The sequence below is a fragment of the Actinophytocola sp. genome, assembly GCF_036555685.1.
GTDB lineage: Bacteria > Actinomycetota > Actinomycetes > Mycobacteriales > Pseudonocardiaceae > Actinophytocola.
Map to the genome: position 1 here is coordinate 29,516 of NZ_DATBKY010000273.1, position 16,037 is coordinate 45,552.

Sequence of the window (16,037 nt, forward strand, 5' to 3'; positions counted from 1 at the left end):
CAACAGGCAGGTGCAAGCGATGATCAAGGACATGCCGAACGTCTGGGACGACATCGGCGCGATGACCGCCGCGAAGGCGCGCGCGCTGCAGGCCGAGGCGCTCGCCGACCTCGACGTCGCGCCACCCCCGGGAGTGGCGACCGAGGACCTGACGATTCCCGGGGCGGCCGGTCCTCTCCGCGGCAGGGTCTACCGCCCCGCGACGGGTCCGGTGGACGGGGTCGTGCTGTGGCTGCACGGCGGCGGGTTCGTGCTCGGGTCGATCGACACCGAGCAGAGCCACGGTCCGCTCGCTCTCGCCTCCCGTTGCGCCGTGGTGTCGGTGGACTACCGGTCGGCGCCGGAGGCGGGGTTCCCGGCCGCGGTGTGGGACACGTACGCCACGCTGTGCTGGGTAGGGGAGAACGCCAAGGAACTGAGCGGGCACGCGAACCGCGTCGTGCTCGGCGGCGAGAGCGCGGGCGGCAACCTGGCGGCGGTGGCCGCGTTGCTGGCCCGCGACGAGGGCGGCCCGGAGGTGGCGCTGCAGGTCCTGCTGTACCCGATGACGGCCAGGACGTTCGACGGCCCGTCCCGCCACGACCCGGCCGTGAGTCCACTGTGGCCCCCGGCCGCGATCGAGTGGGTGTGGCGCCAGTACCTCGGCGACGACGACGGCTCGAGCCCGCTCGCCTCGCCGCTGTACGCGGACAGCCTGGCCGGGCTTCCCCCGGCACTGGTGCTGACCGCGGAGTACGACCTCCTGCGCGACGAGGGCGAGGCGTACGCGGATCGCCTGGCAGCCGAGGGTGTTCCGGTGCGGCGCCGGCGTTACGCGGGCATGCCGCACGGCTTCGTGGAGTGGACCGGTGTGCTCGCGGGGGCGGACGAGTGCATCCACGACATGGGCCGATCGATCCGCGCGGCCATCAGCGTGGACGATCCCGAGCCCGTCGGCATCGCATCGGCCGAGGGCTGACGGTCTACGGCTGACGGTCTACGGCGACCACCAGCGCGACACCACCGCCAGCGCATCGCGCGCCTGCGCGAGTCCCGCCTCGGCGGCCGGCGTGCGAATCGCCGGATCCAGCAGATCGGTCAGGAACAGCCGGGTCGCCGCCTCGTCGGGGAGCACCAACTCCACCCGCGTGCCTTGCGCGGTCAGCACGTCGACCTGGCCGGCCGTGAGCGGGTCCGCGATCGGTGCCAGCACCAGCACCCGGTCGTAGCCGGCCGCGAGATCGACGTTGTTCGACGACCGCACCCCGCCGTCGACGTAGCGGGCGTCGCCGATGGTCACCGCCGGCCACACACCGGGCACCGCGCAGCTCGCGGCCACCGCGTCGACGAGCCGCACGCCGGACTCGCGATCGAACACCACGGGTTCGCCCGACTCGGCCTCGGCGGCGACGACCGACAGCGGGCGAGCCGGCCACTCGTGCACCGGGAGCCGTGCCGCGATCACGGCCCGGCGATCGGCCTCGGAGACCGTGCTCCCCGCACGAACCGCGCCGGCGTGGTCGTTCTCGTCCCAGAGCAGCTGGTTCGCGCCGTCCGGCGGGGCCAGCTCGTGCGTGTGCCGGGCGGGATCCACCTGGCGAGCCAGCAGTTCGTCGAGCGGCACGCCGGTCGCCACCTGCGCCGCGACCACCGAGCCCGCCGAGGTGCCGAGCACGAGGTCGACCTCGGTCACGTCGACGCCGGCGGCGGCGAGGCCGGCGAGCAGGCCCGTCTCCCAGGCGATGCCCGCGAGCCCCCCGCCGCCCAGCACGAGGGCGCTCGACGTCATCCCGCGATCATGTCACACACCCGCTGTGCCGGATCGTCGCTCGCCCGCGCCAGCACGCGCGCGTAGGTGTCACCCAGCTCGCCCATCGTCCGCGGCGCCACCGCGAGCGCGTTTCCGTAGACGACGCCGCCCAGAGCGCTCGGCGTCTCGCTCGTGATGTAGTTCAGCGGCACCGTCGCGGCGAACGACACGTCGCCGCTGTGCCGGACGGTGAGCTCGGGCACGGGGTAGGGCGTGACCTCCAGACCCGCGACCCGGGTCGGCGCCACCTGGGAGTGCGGCAGGAACTCCACCGCCACGTCGAACAGCTGCCGGCCCACCGCGCGCTCGAGTACGCCGAGCGGAAGCCGGTGCCCTCGCGCCGCACGCTGCTCTTCGCACGCCCGGCGCACCAGCTCGGCGAAGCTGTCGGTGCCGGAGACCGTGAGCACCAGCGGCAGATAGTCGAACACGGGGCCCACCACCGGCTGCATCTCCGGCCGGTCACGGTTCGCGTGCAGAAACCCGAGCACGACCTCGCCTCCGGCGTACGGCGAGAGCGTGGCGAGCACGCCCGCGGTCACGGCCGCGGCGAGGCCGCCACCGTGGGGCCTCGCCAGCTCGGCCAGCCGTGCGGGCGTGCCCGACGCCGGGAAGACCCGCCCGTCCATGCGGAACGCGGACTCTCGCCGGTAGCCGGGAAGGCCCGGGAAGCAAGGACGCGGGTCCGGTAGCCGCTCGCGCCACCACGAGATCCGCCGCGGCTCGGCGGCCGCTCGCTCCCACGCCGCGTAGTCGCCGAACTGGACCGCCAGCTCGGGCAACCAAACGTCTGCCCCGGTCACGACCGCCTGGAGCAGCCGGCTGAAATCGCGGAAGAGCACGCCCATCGACCAGCCGTCGCTGACCGCGTGGCTCACGACGAGCACCAGTACGTGCCGACTCTCGTCGAGCCTGACCAGCCCCGCGTGCCACAGCGGTGCCTCGGTCAGGAGGAAGGACCGTTCCGCGGCCTCGATGATTAGCTTGTCCAGGTCGCGCTCCGGCTGCGCGGAACCCGACACGTCGGACTGCCAGACGGGAACCGCGCCGGGAGGCGCGATGGTCTGACGCACGCCGTCGCCATGGTCGTGCAACGAGGTACGCAAGGTCTCGTGGCGTCCGGCGAGCGCGCGGACGGCCGCGACGAGCGCGGCGGGTGCGACCGGTCCCTCGACCTGCCAGGCGACGACGTTGTTGTGGTTGCACCGGTGGTCCACAGTGGAATGGAACCACCGTTCTTGCAGGAACGACGCTGGTGCGTGCCAGGTGTCCATGGGCTAACACCGCCCTCCTACCGGCTGGGCCACTGCCGCGACGACCTCCGCGAACCGCGCGGTGATCGCGTCGATCCGCTCGGCCGGCACCGCCGCGACGTTGACGAGCAGGTGGCAGTCGACGCCCCCGTCGGCGCGGTCGCGAAACTGGAAGTCGATCAGGGCGAGCCCCGGCCACCAGCGATCGACCACGTGGGGCCGTGGCCGCACCCGGACGTCGTCGTCCGGCACGGTGTCGGGGAAGTGGTTGACGCGTACGTCGAACAACGGGCCAGGCCCCAGAAGTGGAGCGAGAACCGCCAACGGCACGTGGTGATCCTGGGCGGCGGTGACCTCGCCGTCGTAGCGGGTGGCGAGCTCGGACAACGTCGGCTCACCGCTGACGTCGACGGTCACGGGCAGCTGGTCCCACAGGTCGCCGACGGTGTCGCGAAGCTCCGGGCGGTGCCGGTTCGAGGCGATCAGCCCGATCCGGACCCGATCGTCCGCGAACGGGCGGAGCGTGGCGACGACCAGCGCGCCGAGCAGCCGGGACCTGGTCGTGCGCAGTGACGCGGCGAGTGCGGCCAGGGCTCGCGCGCTGTGCGGCGGGACCGACGGCAGCGAGGTCTCGTGCAGGCGTGCCGGCCGGCCGAGAGCGGCGGGGTCGACGTCGAGCCGTAGCCGCGGCCGGTCGCCGAGCCGGTCCCGCCAGTACCTCGGCACGGGCCGCCGGCGGATCTCGTGCTCCCAGCAAGCGAAGTCGGCGAACTGCAGGGCGAGCTCCGGCAGCCGCGGTGGCCGCCCGTCCCGGCGGGCTTCGCACAACTCGGTCAGGTCCCGGTGGATGATCCCGGCCGACCAGCCGTCGCAGATCGCGTGGTGCGCGTACACGACCAGGACCCCACCTGCGAGGTCGCGCTCCAGCACGGCGCCGGCCAGGGCACCGCCGCACACCTCGAACGGCCGCGGCTCGGCGCGTGCGGCGACGGTGCAGGGGATGGTCCCGGTCGCGGCGACCTCCTGCCGCAGCCCCTGTTCCGTGCGCACGAGCGTGGTGCGCAACGCCTCGTGCCGGGCCGTCAGGTCCGCGAGCGCCTGCCGTACGTGCCGCTCGTCGTGTCCGGGAGCCAGCCGGACCGGGATCGCGACGGCGAGATCCGACCAACCGCTGTCGTGGGCGTCGGCGTACCACTCCTGCAGGAATGTGGCGGGGAACCGGTCAGCCACGGCGCACCCGGCGAATGGGCGCGAGCGAGTCGTCCTGCTCCGCCTCGGGGGCCCCCGCGACCAGCGACACGAACTCCCGCAGGTCCGAGACCTCGAACAGGTCGCGCTGGCTCACCTGCCGCCGCAGCTCGCTGCGCACGCGGCCGACGATCTCCATGGCGCTCAACGAGGTGCCGCCGAGCTCGACGAAGCTGATGGTCCACGGGACCTCCGCCGCGCCGAGCGCGTCCGCCCAGAACCGCTGGAGTGACTGGGCTTCGACCGTCTCCGGGCCGGCGCCGGAGTCGGTGCGCCGGGCCGCGTCGTGTTCGCGGGTCAGCTGATCGCGTAGCGCGCGCTTGACGATCTTGCCCATCGCGTTGCGGGGAAAGTCAGCGACCTCGAGAACCCGTTTCGGTGCCTTGATCGGGCCGAGCCGGGCGACGAGGAACGCGTTCAACGCCGCCCGGTCGTAGCCCACGCCCGGGCGGACGGCGGCCACGACGTACTCGCCCAGCAGGCGGTGGGGCAGCCCGAACGCCGCGGCCTCCGCGACCCCGGAGAACTCCTGGATGGCCGCCTCCACCTCGATGGTCGACACGTTGAGCCCGCCGGAGATCACCAGATCCGCGTTGCGATCGACCAGGTAGAGGTAGCCGTCGTCGTCGACCCGGCCGATGTCACCGGTCCGCACCCACCCGTCCGGGAGGAAGACGCTGTCGGTCGCGCCCCTGTCGTCGACGTAGCGGCGCCTGGGCGCTCCCGACAGGCGCAGCTCGACGTTGCCGTCGGTACCCGGTGGCGCGACCGCGCCGTCCGCGTCGGTGATCCGCACCGCCCCGGTGCCCTCGCTCCGGCCGACCGAGTCGGGACGCGCCGGATCGAACCGGATGCGCGTGCGGGCCGGCCATGCCTCCGTGGTCGTGTAGAGGTTGCTGATCGCCGCCTGCGGGAACATCGCGGCGAGCTTCTGCAGCGCCACCGGCGGGATGGGGGCGCTCATCGTGCGCACGGCTCGCACCGAGTCGAAGCGGCGCGTTCCGGCGTGCTCAAGCAGCGTCAGCGCCAGCGCCGGCACCAGCACGACGTCCGTCACGTCGAAGCGTTCCACGGCGTCGAGAAAACTCGCGGGATCGAACCGGGTCAGTGTCACGATCCGGTGGCGAGTCGCGTCCAGCGGCTGCAGCAGCAGGCCCTGTCCCGCGAGGCTGCCCGGCGGCACGGCGTGCAGCACCACCTTGGTGCCCTCGTGGCGCGGTCGGGTCGAGTGGGTGAACAGCAAGTTGGCATGGCTCGCGACGACACCCTTGGGCACACCAGTAGTGCCGGAGGTGTAGAGAATCTCGGCGTCGTCGCCCGGGCCGGCAGGGACGGCGACCGGCGTGGCCGGACTGTGGTCGACCAGGTCCGCGACGTCCGCGGACCACAGCCCCGGCGGTACCCCATCGGTGGCGCCGAGGACGCCGACCGCCTCGGACGCGGCGCACACCTGGCGAATGTGCTCCTCGCCGAGCGTGCGCAGCACGGGTACCGCGGTCGCGCCGGCTCGCTGCACTCCGATGTACGCCACCGCATACGTCGTCCAGTCTACTGTGGAGCATGCGACGAGCACGCGATCACCGGGCGCGATGCCGTTGGCCATGAGGCCGTGCGCCACACGGCTCGCCCGGTCGTGCCACTCCGCGAAGGTCAGGGAGTCGCCGTCGACGAGCGTCAACGCCACCTCGTCCGGGCGCTCCGCCGCCCGGGTGGCGAGTCGATCGGGCACGGTGTCGTCGGCAGGGGGTCTCGTGGCTGGCATGGCTGAGAACCTACGAACCGCCCCGGGAACACAGGGGCCGTCCAGCGACAGCGCGAAGCCGGTTCGCGTCACAACCCACCGCTACCCCCAACGACCTGCGGCGACGGACGCGCAGGCCCCGGACCGCCAGCTCGGTCCGGGGCCTCGTGATAGGTCCTACTCCCGCATCATCTCCGCAGCGTCATCGAGGGCGGTTCACCGTGTCGTTGCCGGTAGTCGGCGGCAAAGCGCCCGCGGTTGACGAACCCCCAGCGCCGCGCCACCTCCGCGACCTGCACCATGTCGGGGGCGGCCGCGTGAAGGTCGTCATAAGCCCGGTCGAGCCGCACCATCTTCAGGTACGCCATCGGCGTGGTGGCCTTGTCACGCTGGAACGCCCGTTCCACCGTGCGGGCGCTCACCTGCGCCTCCCTGGCGAGGCTTTCGACCGAGTGGTCCCACTCGGGATGCGCGTGGATCAGATCGACCAGCTTGCGCACCAGGGTCGTCGGCGCACGATGCGGCTCCTGCTCGAGCCGCACCCGGTAGTTGTGCCGTCCCCCCAGGAGAAGGCGGGTCATCAGGTTCTTCTCCGCCATCGTGGCGGCGAACTCGGACTCGTAGGTCTCCGGGCTGCTCCGCAGCCGCTCCGCCAAAACGGCCACGTCCTCGACGAAGAACCGGCCCTCGCCGTCGGCGACGTCCATGCCCAGCTGGAATCTGAGGGGCTCGGTCAACGGTTGTCCCAGTATGTCGCGTAGATGTGCCTCCAGCGCGCCACGCTCGATCCGAACGAACCGCGTCGCATAGTCGGCGGACAGCCGGCCCCGCATCGGCTTGGCGGGATCGACGACGGTGACCGTTCCGGGCCGCAGGCCGATCTGGTCGTGCCCGTTGCGGATGACTCCCGCACCAGCGAGAGAGATGACTACCAAGATGAACGTCTCGGCCTGAGGGGGGACCAGGACCTGCACTTCTCTGCCGTATGCGAGGTCGACGACCGAGACGTTCCGTAGTCTTCGTGCCCATCCGGCCGCGTCGAGCATCGTCGACCGACCGATGAGCGACAGCTCGTGCCGGCCGAGGTAGGGCGCCATGTCATCACGTGCGACGCCAACGTCTCGCCAACAGAAACCGTCTACCTGACTGAATCGAGTCAGCATTTCCAACCTATCCAGTTGTTATCGGGCTTCGCTCCTAGCTCGTCAGGCAGGGCTGCCCCGTCGCACCCCCAGCCGTCGCTCAGGATAACGACCCGCGATGACATTTAATCCCGCCGTACGGGCGTATCCGGTTAAATCCTGAGGACCATGATCGGATTAACTCGGCTCTATCAGCGATGCGACATCATGCGGCGATGCCCGCGGCGAAAGGCATGCGTCACCGTGAACCGCCTTATCTGCCTGCCCTGGACGGGCTTGGCAGTCGCGCAGCCCTGCGGAGATGATCGACATCGGTGATCGCCGGCGTGAGCAGCGACGGTTCCGTTGCGCAACTGCGCCTTCGGCCAACCGGGCGACCTTGGCACGTTCGCGGCCCGCGACCCGTAGCTATGGGTGACATTCACGTCCCCGGCGCCAAACGCCCTTTCGCGCGTTGTGGCGCCCGTCACGCCGATCGACGTTTCGAAAATCACGGGGCCGTAACGCCGTCAAGAAATTAATGTCGCGCGGGTGGTTCGGATAATGCGGATGGCGTCGACCCGCACGATGAATAGCAGGGACCATCACCCGCCTAGTCGCGACATGCATGTCCGGCGGAAGGGGCCAATGGTGTCGATTCCGCCACGCCGACCCCGATCGGTCGGCGGCCAGGGGCGTAACGCGACGATCCGCGTCGTCGACTGCCCGGATGTGGCAGGTGCCCGGAGCGACTGGGTGCGAGGTTTCACCCCGCACGGGCTCGCGTGCGGGCTGCTGATGGCGGTGTGCGCTTACTGGACGCGGCACTGGGACGCGCCGCCGATGCTCCTCGTGGCCCTGGTGATCCCGTGCTCGGCGCTGTCCGGGTTCATGGTCGCCCGCGGTGGCGTGGTTGAGCTCGGCATGGCCGCGGGAGCGGCGACCGCGACCACCGGTCACGTCATCACCGTCCTGGCCGCCTTCCTCTACTGCGCGACCACCGGCGCCTGGCTCGCCTCCTTGACCTGGATAGTCCTCGGCGCCACGTTCGTCCTCCTGCCCATCGTGCTGGGCGCGACGCTGGGTGCCGTGGGTGCCTTCGTCTCCCGGTTCGTCTGGGCGACGCGATCTTGATCCGTGCCCTGATCGAGACCGCCGATCCCCGGTGTCGCCTCCTCCGTCACGTCGGGTCGGGGGCGGGCGCCGGGGAGGACACCGCGCCCGGGTCGATGAGAACGAGTTCGATGTTCCACTTGCCTTCGCAGTCGGCTTCGCGCACCTGGGCCTGGCCCGCGGCGATGGCACCGGAGTTGAAGAAGACCTCGGCCTCGTCCCCTTCGTTGTCCATGCCGGCCGGGCGGTAGCCGGCCGGCATGGACGTCACCGCGTCCTGGATGAGCACGGTGACCTCGTCGATGGGTTTGGCCGAGATCGCGCGCACGGTGGTGTTCGCGTCCGCCTTCTCGACGTGCGTGACCGTGCCGATCTTGTCGAAGGACAGGCCCTCGGGCATGAGCGCCGTCTCGGCCGCGGGAGCGGGGCTCGGGTCCTCGCACGCGGCGTCCGCGTCGCTCCCGGCCGCGGAGCACCCCGCCAGCGCGACCAGCAACGCCGCCGCGGCGGCACCGACGGCCATCCTCGTACCCGGTGACGATGTACGCGGTGACGATTCGTGCCGCCTGCTGCCACATCCGGCCATGGCGGACACTCTAGTCAGATGCGTACTGTCAGGTACAAACCCGTTGCGAGACTGACGTTTCAGACTTGTCGGATGCTAAAGTGCGCGCGCAGCTCCGGTGCACGACGGGGCCGATGCCACCGGGAATGCCATCCGCGCGGCGAGTGGGCGCACGGGCGCTCATCTGACCCTGGAGGCTCGCGTGACCCTGCGCAGGAAAGCACACGTCCCGGCCCTCGCCGTGACGGCCGCCATGATCCTCTTGGGCGCCGGAGCCGCATCCGTCGCCCACCCCGAGAACCACCGCACGAAGACGCCGGCCGCTACGGCCAACCCGCTGGGCGCCGAGGAATGGATGTTCTGGCAGCGGGCCAACGCCGACGGCACGATCCCGGACGCCGCCGTCAACCAGGCGGTCGCCCAGTCCACGCAGATGGGCGTGGCCGCGATGGGCTCGCCGAGCACCGACCAGGTGTGGGCCGAGCTCGGTCCGAGCAACATCGGCGGGCGCGTGCGCGACATCGCCGCCGATCCCACGACCAGCGGTGCCGTCTACATCGCGACCGGCACCGGAGGCCTGTGGCGAAGTGGTGACGGTGGCGCGACGTTCACGTCCGCGTGGGACGACCAGCTACCCCAGTCGATGGGTGCGGTCGCGGTCGACTCGAGGGGTGTGGTCTGGGCCGGCACCGGCGAGCCCGACCACGGCGGCGGCTCCGCGTACTACGGCAAGGGCGTCTACAAGTCCACCGACCACGGTGCGACCTGGGCCAACATGGGGCTTACCGACGGCGACACGATCGGCCAGATCGTCATCGACCCGCGCGACGACGACCGCGTCTTCGTCGCGGTCATGGGCGCGCTGCACGACACCGAGCCGACCCGCGGCCTGTTCATGACCGAGAACGGCGGGGCCAGCTGGACCCGGGTCATCGTGCCGGACAGCGCCTCCACCGGAGCCATCGACGTGAGCATCGACAAGGCCAACCCCGACGTCATGCTCGCGACGACCTGGGACAAGATCCGCGACGAGAAGTCCCGCATCTACGGCAAGAACTCCTTCCTCTACCGGTCCACCGACGCCGGCCGCACGTGGACGAACATCCAGCGGCCGCCGCTCCCGCAGAGCGAGGACATCGAAGGCCAGCCGGTCACCTCGACCTATGTCGGTCGCATGGGCGTCGACTTCAGCGACACCGACCCCAACCGCGCCTACCTCATCTCGAGTGCGGCCGGCGGCAACTTCAACGGCTTCTTCACGAGCACCGACGCCGGCGCGACCTGGACCGCCGTCGGGCCGACCAGCGGCGGCGTGCTGCAGAACATCAGCGGCGGGTTCGCGTGGTGGTTCGGCCGTGTCTACGTCGACCCGGTCGATCCGCTGCACGTCTTCGTCTCGGGCGTGAACCTCGCCGAGAGCCACGACGGCGGCCTGACCTGGACGACGTCGCAAACCGTGCACGCCGACCAGCACGGCCTCGAGTGGGATCCCGGCACCCCGGGCAGGGTGTACCTCGGCAACGACGGCGGCTTCTACTGGTCGACCCAGAACGGTGCCGCCCGCGGGCTGTGGACCAAGACGCCGCGCCTGCCCGTGACGCAGTTCTACGCGATGGACGTCTCGCTCCAGGACGGCTCGCGCGTCAACGCCGGCTCCCAGGACAACGGCTCGCTGAAGTCGTGGGCGGCCGACAACACCGTCAACGGCGACTGGTTCAACTTCGTCGGCGGTGACGGGATGATGAACCGCATCGATCCGTCGAACGACCGCAAGTACTACGGCTGCTCGCAGAACGGCGGCTGCCGCGGCTTCGTCGACGGCGTCGGCTTCAACATGACCGTCCCGGGCACACGGAAGAACTGGGTGGCACCCATCGAGTTCGCCGCCGACCCGCGGATCATGTTCGGCGGCAGCGAGTTCGTCAACCGCATCAACACCGACGCCGGCCAGCGCGTGTGGCAGCGGATCAGCCCGGATCTCACCGAAGGAACCGAGCCGCGCGCGCCCGGCTTCGGCACCGTCACGGCGATCGGCACGACCCCGGCCGACCCCAACCTCGTCTACGCCGGCACCGACAGCGGCCTGATGTGGGTCAGCCGCAACGCGATGGCCGCCCCCGACCAGGTGACCTGGGAGAAGCTGCAGAGCCCGGTCTTCCCGGGCCGCTGGGTCACCCGCGTCACCATCGACCCGCAGAACCCCGACGTGGCATGGGCGAGCTTCTCCGGCTGGCGCTCCGGTGATCCCTACCCGCATCTCGTCATGACCAGCGACGGCGGCAAGACGTGGGCCGACATCGTCGGCAAGCGCATCCCACAGGCGCCCATCAACGACGTCATCCGCCACCCGTCGAAGAAGAACTGGCTCTTCATCGCCACCGACGTCGGCGTCTTCCGCACCACCAACCTGGGCAAGACATGGCTCAAGGTCGGCGCGAACCTGCCACTCGTCCCGATCAACGACATCGACCTGCCCGCCGGCAGCCAAACGCTCTACGCCGCGACCTACGGCCGCAGCGTCTGGACCACCTCACTCGCCGACGCCGGCTAGCCGGGTCCGGCCCGGCGGACCGCGCGGGCCGGATCTCGGATGCGAGGATGCGCCGGTGAGCGAGCGGGTGTCGACCAGGCGCAGGCTCGCCGACGTGGCGAGCATGATCGTCGAGGACATCCGGTGTGGCGGCGGTTCGCCGCACTGACGCCGGTCGTGCCCGACGAGGGCTTCGCGGTCATCCTGGTGCGTGCCGGTGCGCTCCGCCGGGCTGCAACCGGCCGGAGTCGGGATACCGCCGTGCGCGTCGTCCGCCACCGGCGGTAGCCGCCGATCGGGTCGGGCGGGGACATGTGCCGCATGTCAGCCGGCGGACACGCCGGATCACCGGCGGAGTCCGGTATACCCGTCAGGCATGGAAGTCCTAGCTGCCGTCGTCGTCGTGGCCACGCTCGCAGCCATGGCCTCCGGAAAGGTGCCCGCGGTCCTGGCGCTTGCCACCGGCCTGGCCGCCGGCGGGATCCTCGGGCTCGCGCCCGTGCCCGCCCTGTTCGCGGGACTGAGCAACGGGGGCGTGATCACGGTCGCGAGCGTGCTGGTGATCGCCAAGGGGGTCGTCAAGACCGGCGTCGTCGCGCGGGCGACCTGGCGGTTGCTGGCGACCGTGACGACGGCTGCGCAGGCGTTGCGTCGGCTCGTCGCCCCGGTCGGCGTCGCGTCGGCGTTGATGAACACGACGCCGCTGGTCGCCATGCTCATCCCGGCCGCACGCCAGCTGCAGCAGACGAGGAACATCCCGGCGCGGGAGGTGTTGCTGCCGGTCGCTCACGCGACCACGCTGGCCGGTTCCGTCACGCTCATCGGCACCAGCTCGAACCTGCTGATCGCGGGCATCGCCGCCGACGACGGCGTTCGCGTGGACATGCTCTCCGTCGCTCCGGTGGCGTTGCCGGTGTGCCTGGTCGGCTGGGTCCTGCTGCTGCTGGCCGCCCCACGCCTGCTGCGCGGAAGGGCCGAAGGACAACCGCGCCCGCAGCCCTGGCGCGTGGAGGTGCCGATCGCGTCGGGGGCGATCGCCATCGGGCGGCGGGCGGCCGACATCGGCATCGAACGAACCCAGGAGTACGTGCTCCAGGCGATCATCCGACACGGCGAGCAGGTGTCGACCGCGGAGGCGTTCAAGGCGGGTGACCGGCTGGTGTTCGCGGCGAGCGAGACCGGCGTCAGGTCTCTGTGGGAGAGCCCGCGTTTCGGCCTCTGGCCGCAACACCTGTACATGGTCTCGGTCGGTCCCGGTGAGCACAGCACCCTGCTCGAACTCGAGGACGACTACGTCCACGTCCTCGCCGCGGAGACGGCCAAACCGCTCGGCGACACCACCGCGGTCCCGGGGGCCACGGTGTTCGCGACCTGCTCGAGCACGCAGGAGCTGGCCCGCCACGAGGCCTTGACGTTGTGGGCCCACGTCGCCGGTCGCGCGCCGCAACCCGGCAAGACCTGGACGGCGCTGGGCATCCTGACGGCGGTGGTCGTCGCGGCGTCGCTGGGCCTGGCACCGGTCGAGCTGATCGCCTTCGCCGGCGCCGTGCTCATGGTGCTGACCCGGCTGCTCACCCCGCGGTCGGCCGTGCGAGCCCTGGACTGGAACGTCCTGTTCATCCTGGCCGGATCCGTGGGGCTCGGTGCGATCATCGTCGAGAGCGGGCTGGCCGCCGTCCTGGCCCGGTCGATCGAACAGGTCGCCTCGGGGAGCATGGTCGTCGTCGTCGTGGTGTTCGCGCTGACGACGGCGGTCATGACGAACCTGGTCACGAACGCGGCGGCCGCGTCGATCCTCACCCCGGTCGCACTCGACATCGCCACCAGGCTGGGGGTCGATCCGGTGACGCTGCTCGCTCTCGTCGCCACGTGCATCTCGTTCACGTTCATCAACCCGTTCAGCCACCAGAGCAACCTCATGGTGATGGGGCCCGGCGCCTACAGCACCCGGACGTTCGCGAAGTTCGGCGCGCCGCTCATGGTCGTGTCGTTGGCGACGGCGAGTGTGGTCACCTGGACGTTGCTCGGCGGCGGCCATTAGGCAGCGTCGCTCAGCTCCGCAGAGCCACCGCTGTCCGCGGCTGACCGCGAACGATGCGACGCTGGCGACCAGCGTGTGACGTCGCAAATGCTTGCCCGGTCTGCTAGACAGCGATCGTGTTCGGGACCCTCACGGACGCCCAATGGGTGGCGTTCGCGTTCGTGTTCCTCGGGATGGCGCTCATCTGCGGCATGCTGCTGCGCCGCGCTGTCCCGTGGCTGGCCGCGGTCTACATTCCGCCGAGCGTTCTCGCCGGCTTCCTGATCCTGTTCGCCGGACCGCAGGTGCTCGGCGAACTGACCGACGACTGGAGCCTCGTCCCCGCCCAGATCATCCCGGTGCTCTCGACTCTGCCCGGCTTGCTGATCAACGTCGTCTTCGGCGGCATCATGATCGGCAAGACGCTGCCCTCCATGCGCCGGATCTGGCACGACGCCGCCCCGCACGCGATCCTGGGCAGCGTCTTCTCCTTCGGCCAGTTCGCGATCGGCGGCCTCACCGTCACCTTCCTCCTGACACCGGTATTCGGGCTGCCCGACGCGGCCGGCTCCATCATCGAGATGTCCTTCGCGGGCGGGCACGGCAGCATCGCCGGGATGGGCCCGCTGCTGGTCGACGCGGGAGCCGGAGAGCTCGTCGACGTCGGGCTTGGCCTCGCCACGATCAGCATGCTGACCGGCGTCATCGGCGGTACCGTGCTGGTCAACTGGGCGGTCCGCAGCCCGCGCGTCGACGTCGCGCGCGAGCACACCACGACCCGGTTCACGGCGAGTCGGCTCAGCGACGTGCCGCCCAACGAAGGCGACATCACCGACGACGTCGCGATCGGCTCGATCAGTCGCAGCTTCGGCGCCATCGCGGTCGCCATCTTCATCGGCTTTCTGATCCTGACCGCCCTACGGGCGATCTCGAACGCGTTCGGCTCGGATCTCTTCGACCGTTTCCCGCTGTTCCCGTTCACCGTCATCGGCGGGTTCATCGTCCAGCTGGTGCTCTCGTGGACCAACCACGAGCACTTCGTCGAACGCCGTACGGTCAACGACATCACGGGCCTGTCGCTCGACCTCCTCATCGCCGCCGCCGTCGGCACGCTGTCCCTGAGCACGTTGGGCGCGAACATCCCGAGCATCGTGATCCTCACGGTGCTGTCCGTCGCGTGGAGCGTGGCGGGCCTGCTCTGGCTCGGGCCGAGATTTTTCACCAGGCACTGGTTCGACCGCGGCATCGCGGACTACGGCCAGTCGCAAGGAAACGTCGCGACCGGGTTCATCCTCGCCGAGATGACGGATCCGGCGCACACCACAGGCGCGGCCACGGGCTACGGGTACAAGCAGCTGTTCTACGAGCCGTTCCTGGGTGGCGGCATCCTCACCGCGATGAGCGTGCCGCTGATCCTCGGCGTCGGCTCTCTGGCCTTCGGCATCGCCAGTGCCGCCACCACGGTGGGTCTCATCATCTGGGGTGTCGTGCGCAGCCGCCCTGCCAGGCTCCAACCCGGGCGATGAGTCGGACAATGAGATGACGTCGGCGTTGTGGGACGGTCCTCAGCTGAACGGCAGGCTGTCGTCACTGGCGAGACGGGTCCCGTCGGCGATTAGGTCTGTACGAATGTAGTAAGGACCTGGTGCTGCTGGCAGGGGAACCCATAGGTCCACGGTCGTAGTATCGTGTTCTGTTGTTGGCTCCAATTGGTATGCCAGGTATGTATTCAGCCATTCGTCGTGTAACTGCGCTCCATCGCCTGATCGCCACATAGACCAGCTGAGTAGTAAAGTCTTTCCGCGCAGTCCGACGAGTTCGAGATCAACACTTACGAGCACTCCGGTTGGTTGTTTCGCGCTGTCCTGACGTGCATCACGAAATATCTTAACGATACGTTGCGCTGCGACTTTTGGCAGCACTGGCTCTCCATTGGAATCCAAGGTGACGCCATGTATCAACGCGCAGATAGTATTGCTCGAAATTTGCTGGCTTCCTACACCGCGTGCGAGTCTGAGAAGAGTGTGCGCGCAGGAGGCGGTATGCGGAAGATCGCGGCAGATTGCCGTATACCCAGACAGCAGTCGAGCGACCGTATTCATGCGGTCCTGGGTGAGACCTGGCGATTTCTTGAAGCCGCTGCCCAGGGTTCGGAAGGCTGCAGAGGACGTGGTTGGCGTGGTCAGACTGGGGGCTCCTGATCCTTTCGAGGTGGGGTTGGATCCGCTCTCCGACGACACCGTTCCGCTCGGCGCAGCCGTTTCGCACACGTCGCCAGGATCCTCGCAGGTCGGTATCTCCGTCGTAGCCTGATCTGTGCCCGCGGTCGGGGTGTTGTCCGCAGCGGAGGACGATTCCTGTATCGATAGGACATCGTTGCGAAAGATTTCCTGCGTGAGAGAGTTCTCCAAACGCGAGATGTATTCACGTAGTGACATGGGTGACGCGGTTCGCGCAACTACGTGGGCGCTGTTTTCCGGGTCGGGAGTAGGCCACAAGGCCTTGATCGCGGCCACCGCACCTGCGATCGCTCCGATAGTAGTCACGACCGCGACCGTACGTTTGATCCAAGAAACTACTGACGTCCTCAGATGCTGAGACGTAGATCTTCGTGGCGGCCGTCGTGCATGCCGTCGGGCATAGGTCCTGCGTGACCG

12 protein-coding genes are annotated in these 16,037 nt (G+C 69.8%); 5 read left to right on the forward strand and 7 right to left on the reverse strand.

What is annotated here, in order from left to right:
• The first annotated feature begins 19 nt into the window (after positions 1-19).
• Positions 20-958 (forward strand): alpha/beta hydrolase, encoded by a 939-nt coding sequence (locus VH969_RS27880; protein ID WP_331979528.1) that lies wholly within the window; start codon positions 20-22, stop codon positions 956-958.
• Between the two features lie 18 nt (positions 959-976).
• Here the strand turns inward: VH969_RS27880 and VH969_RS27885 are convergent, their stop codons facing one another.
• From VH969_RS27885 to VH969_RS27905, 5 genes are all read right to left on the reverse strand, one after another.
• On the reverse strand, positions 977-1,768 hold the full coding sequence (locus VH969_RS27885) for a patatin-like phospholipase family protein (protein ID WP_331979530.1): 792 nt from the start codon (positions 1,766-1,768) through the stop codon (positions 977-979).
• Positions 1,765-3,063 carry a condensation domain-containing protein gene (locus VH969_RS27890; RefSeq protein WP_331979532.1) on the reverse strand — a complete coding sequence of 433 codons (1,299 nt, stop codon included), beginning with the start codon at positions 3,061-3,063 and terminating at the stop codon, positions 1,765-1,767. Before VH969_RS27890 ends, VH969_RS27885 begins: the two co-directional genes overlap by 4 nt.
• Before the next feature lie 3 nt (positions 3,064-3,066).
• Positions 3,067-4,272: a condensation domain-containing protein gene (locus tag VH969_RS27895; RefSeq protein WP_331979534.1), complete on the reverse strand. Its 1,206-nt coding sequence runs from the start codon at positions 4,270-4,272 to the stop codon at positions 3,067-3,069.
• Positions 4,265-6,052, reverse strand: a complete 1,788-nt coding sequence (locus VH969_RS27900; protein ID WP_331979536.1) for an AMP-binding protein — start codon at positions 6,050-6,052, stop codon at positions 4,265-4,267. Before VH969_RS27900 ends, VH969_RS27895 begins: the two co-directional genes overlap by 8 nt.
• A gap of 167 nt (positions 6,053-6,219) precedes the next feature.
• Positions 6,220-7,128: an AraC family transcriptional regulator gene (locus tag VH969_RS27905; RefSeq protein WP_331979538.1), complete on the reverse strand. Its 909-nt coding sequence runs from the start codon at positions 7,126-7,128 to the stop codon at positions 6,220-6,222.
• A 780-nt stretch (positions 7,129-7,908) separates the two neighbouring features.
• Between VH969_RS27905 and VH969_RS27910 the strand changes: the two genes are divergently transcribed.
• On the forward strand, positions 7,909-8,286 hold the full coding sequence (locus VH969_RS27910; protein ID WP_331979540.1) for a hypothetical protein: 378 nt from the start codon (positions 7,909-7,911) through the stop codon (positions 8,284-8,286).
• A gap of 46 nt (positions 8,287-8,332) precedes the next feature.
• Here the strand turns inward: VH969_RS27910 and VH969_RS27915 are convergent, their stop codons facing one another.
• A complete protein-coding gene (locus VH969_RS27915) occupies positions 8,333-8,788 on the reverse strand; it encodes a hypothetical protein (protein ID WP_331979542.1) in 456 nt (151 codons plus the stop codon).
• 244 nt (positions 8,789-9,032) lie between these two features.
• Here VH969_RS27915 and VH969_RS27920 point away from each other — a divergent pair, with 244 nt between their 5' ends.
• The 3 genes from VH969_RS27920 (at position 9,033) to VH969_RS27930 (ending at position 14,906) form a co-directional block, all read left to right on the forward strand.
• The gene (locus VH969_RS27920) at positions 9,033-11,381 is read left to right on the forward strand and encodes a WD40/YVTN/BNR-like repeat-containing protein (protein WP_331979544.1); all 2,349 of its coding nucleotides are present in this window, start codon (positions 9,033-9,035) and stop codon (positions 11,379-11,381) included.
• A gap of 355 nt (positions 11,382-11,736) precedes the next feature.
• Complete coding sequence (locus VH969_RS27925) at positions 11,737-13,401, forward strand: SLC13 family permease (protein WP_331979546.1); 1,665 nt, start codon at positions 11,737-11,739, stop codon at positions 13,399-13,401.
• Between the two features lie 116 nt (positions 13,402-13,517).
• Positions 13,518-14,906, forward strand: coding sequence for a sodium/glutamate symporter (locus tag VH969_RS27930; RefSeq protein ID WP_331979548.1), 1,389 nt, complete (start codon positions 13,518-13,520; stop codon positions 14,904-14,906).
• 39 nt (positions 14,907-14,945) lie between these two features.
• Here VH969_RS27930 and VH969_RS27935 read toward each other — a convergent pair whose 3' ends face one another.
• The gene (locus VH969_RS27935; protein WP_331979550.1) at positions 14,946-15,926 is read right to left on the reverse strand and encodes a hypothetical protein; all 981 of its coding nucleotides are present in this window, start codon (positions 15,924-15,926) and stop codon (positions 14,946-14,948) included.
• Between the last annotated feature and the right edge of the window lie 111 nt (positions 15,927-16,037).

Coding starts and splice junctions, on each gene's coding strand:
- VH969_RS27890 (WP_331979532.1), bottom strand. CDS start 3,063: ATGGACACCTGGCACGCACCAGCGTCGTTCCTGCAAGAACGGTGGTTC.
- VH969_RS27885 (WP_331979530.1), bottom strand. CDS start 1,768: ATGACGTCGAGCGCCCTCGTGCTGGGCGGCGGGGGGCTCGCGGGCATC.
- VH969_RS27915 (WP_331979542.1), bottom strand. CDS start 8,788: ATGGCCGTCGGTGCCGCCGCGGCGGCGTTGCTGGTCGCGCTGGCGGGG.
- VH969_RS27880 (WP_331979528.1), top strand. CDS start 20: ATGATCAAGGACATGCCGAACGTCTGGGACGACATCGGCGCGATGACC.
- VH969_RS27900 (WP_331979536.1), bottom strand. CDS start 6,052: ATGCCAGCCACGAGACCCCCTGCCGACGACACCGTGCCCGATCGACTC.
- VH969_RS27925 (WP_331979546.1), top strand. CDS start 11,737: ATGGAAGTCCTAGCTGCCGTCGTCGTCGTGGCCACGCTCGCAGCCATG.
- VH969_RS27905 (WP_331979538.1), bottom strand. CDS start 7,128: ATGGCGCCCTACCTCGGCCGGCACGAGCTGTCGCTCATCGGTCGGTCG.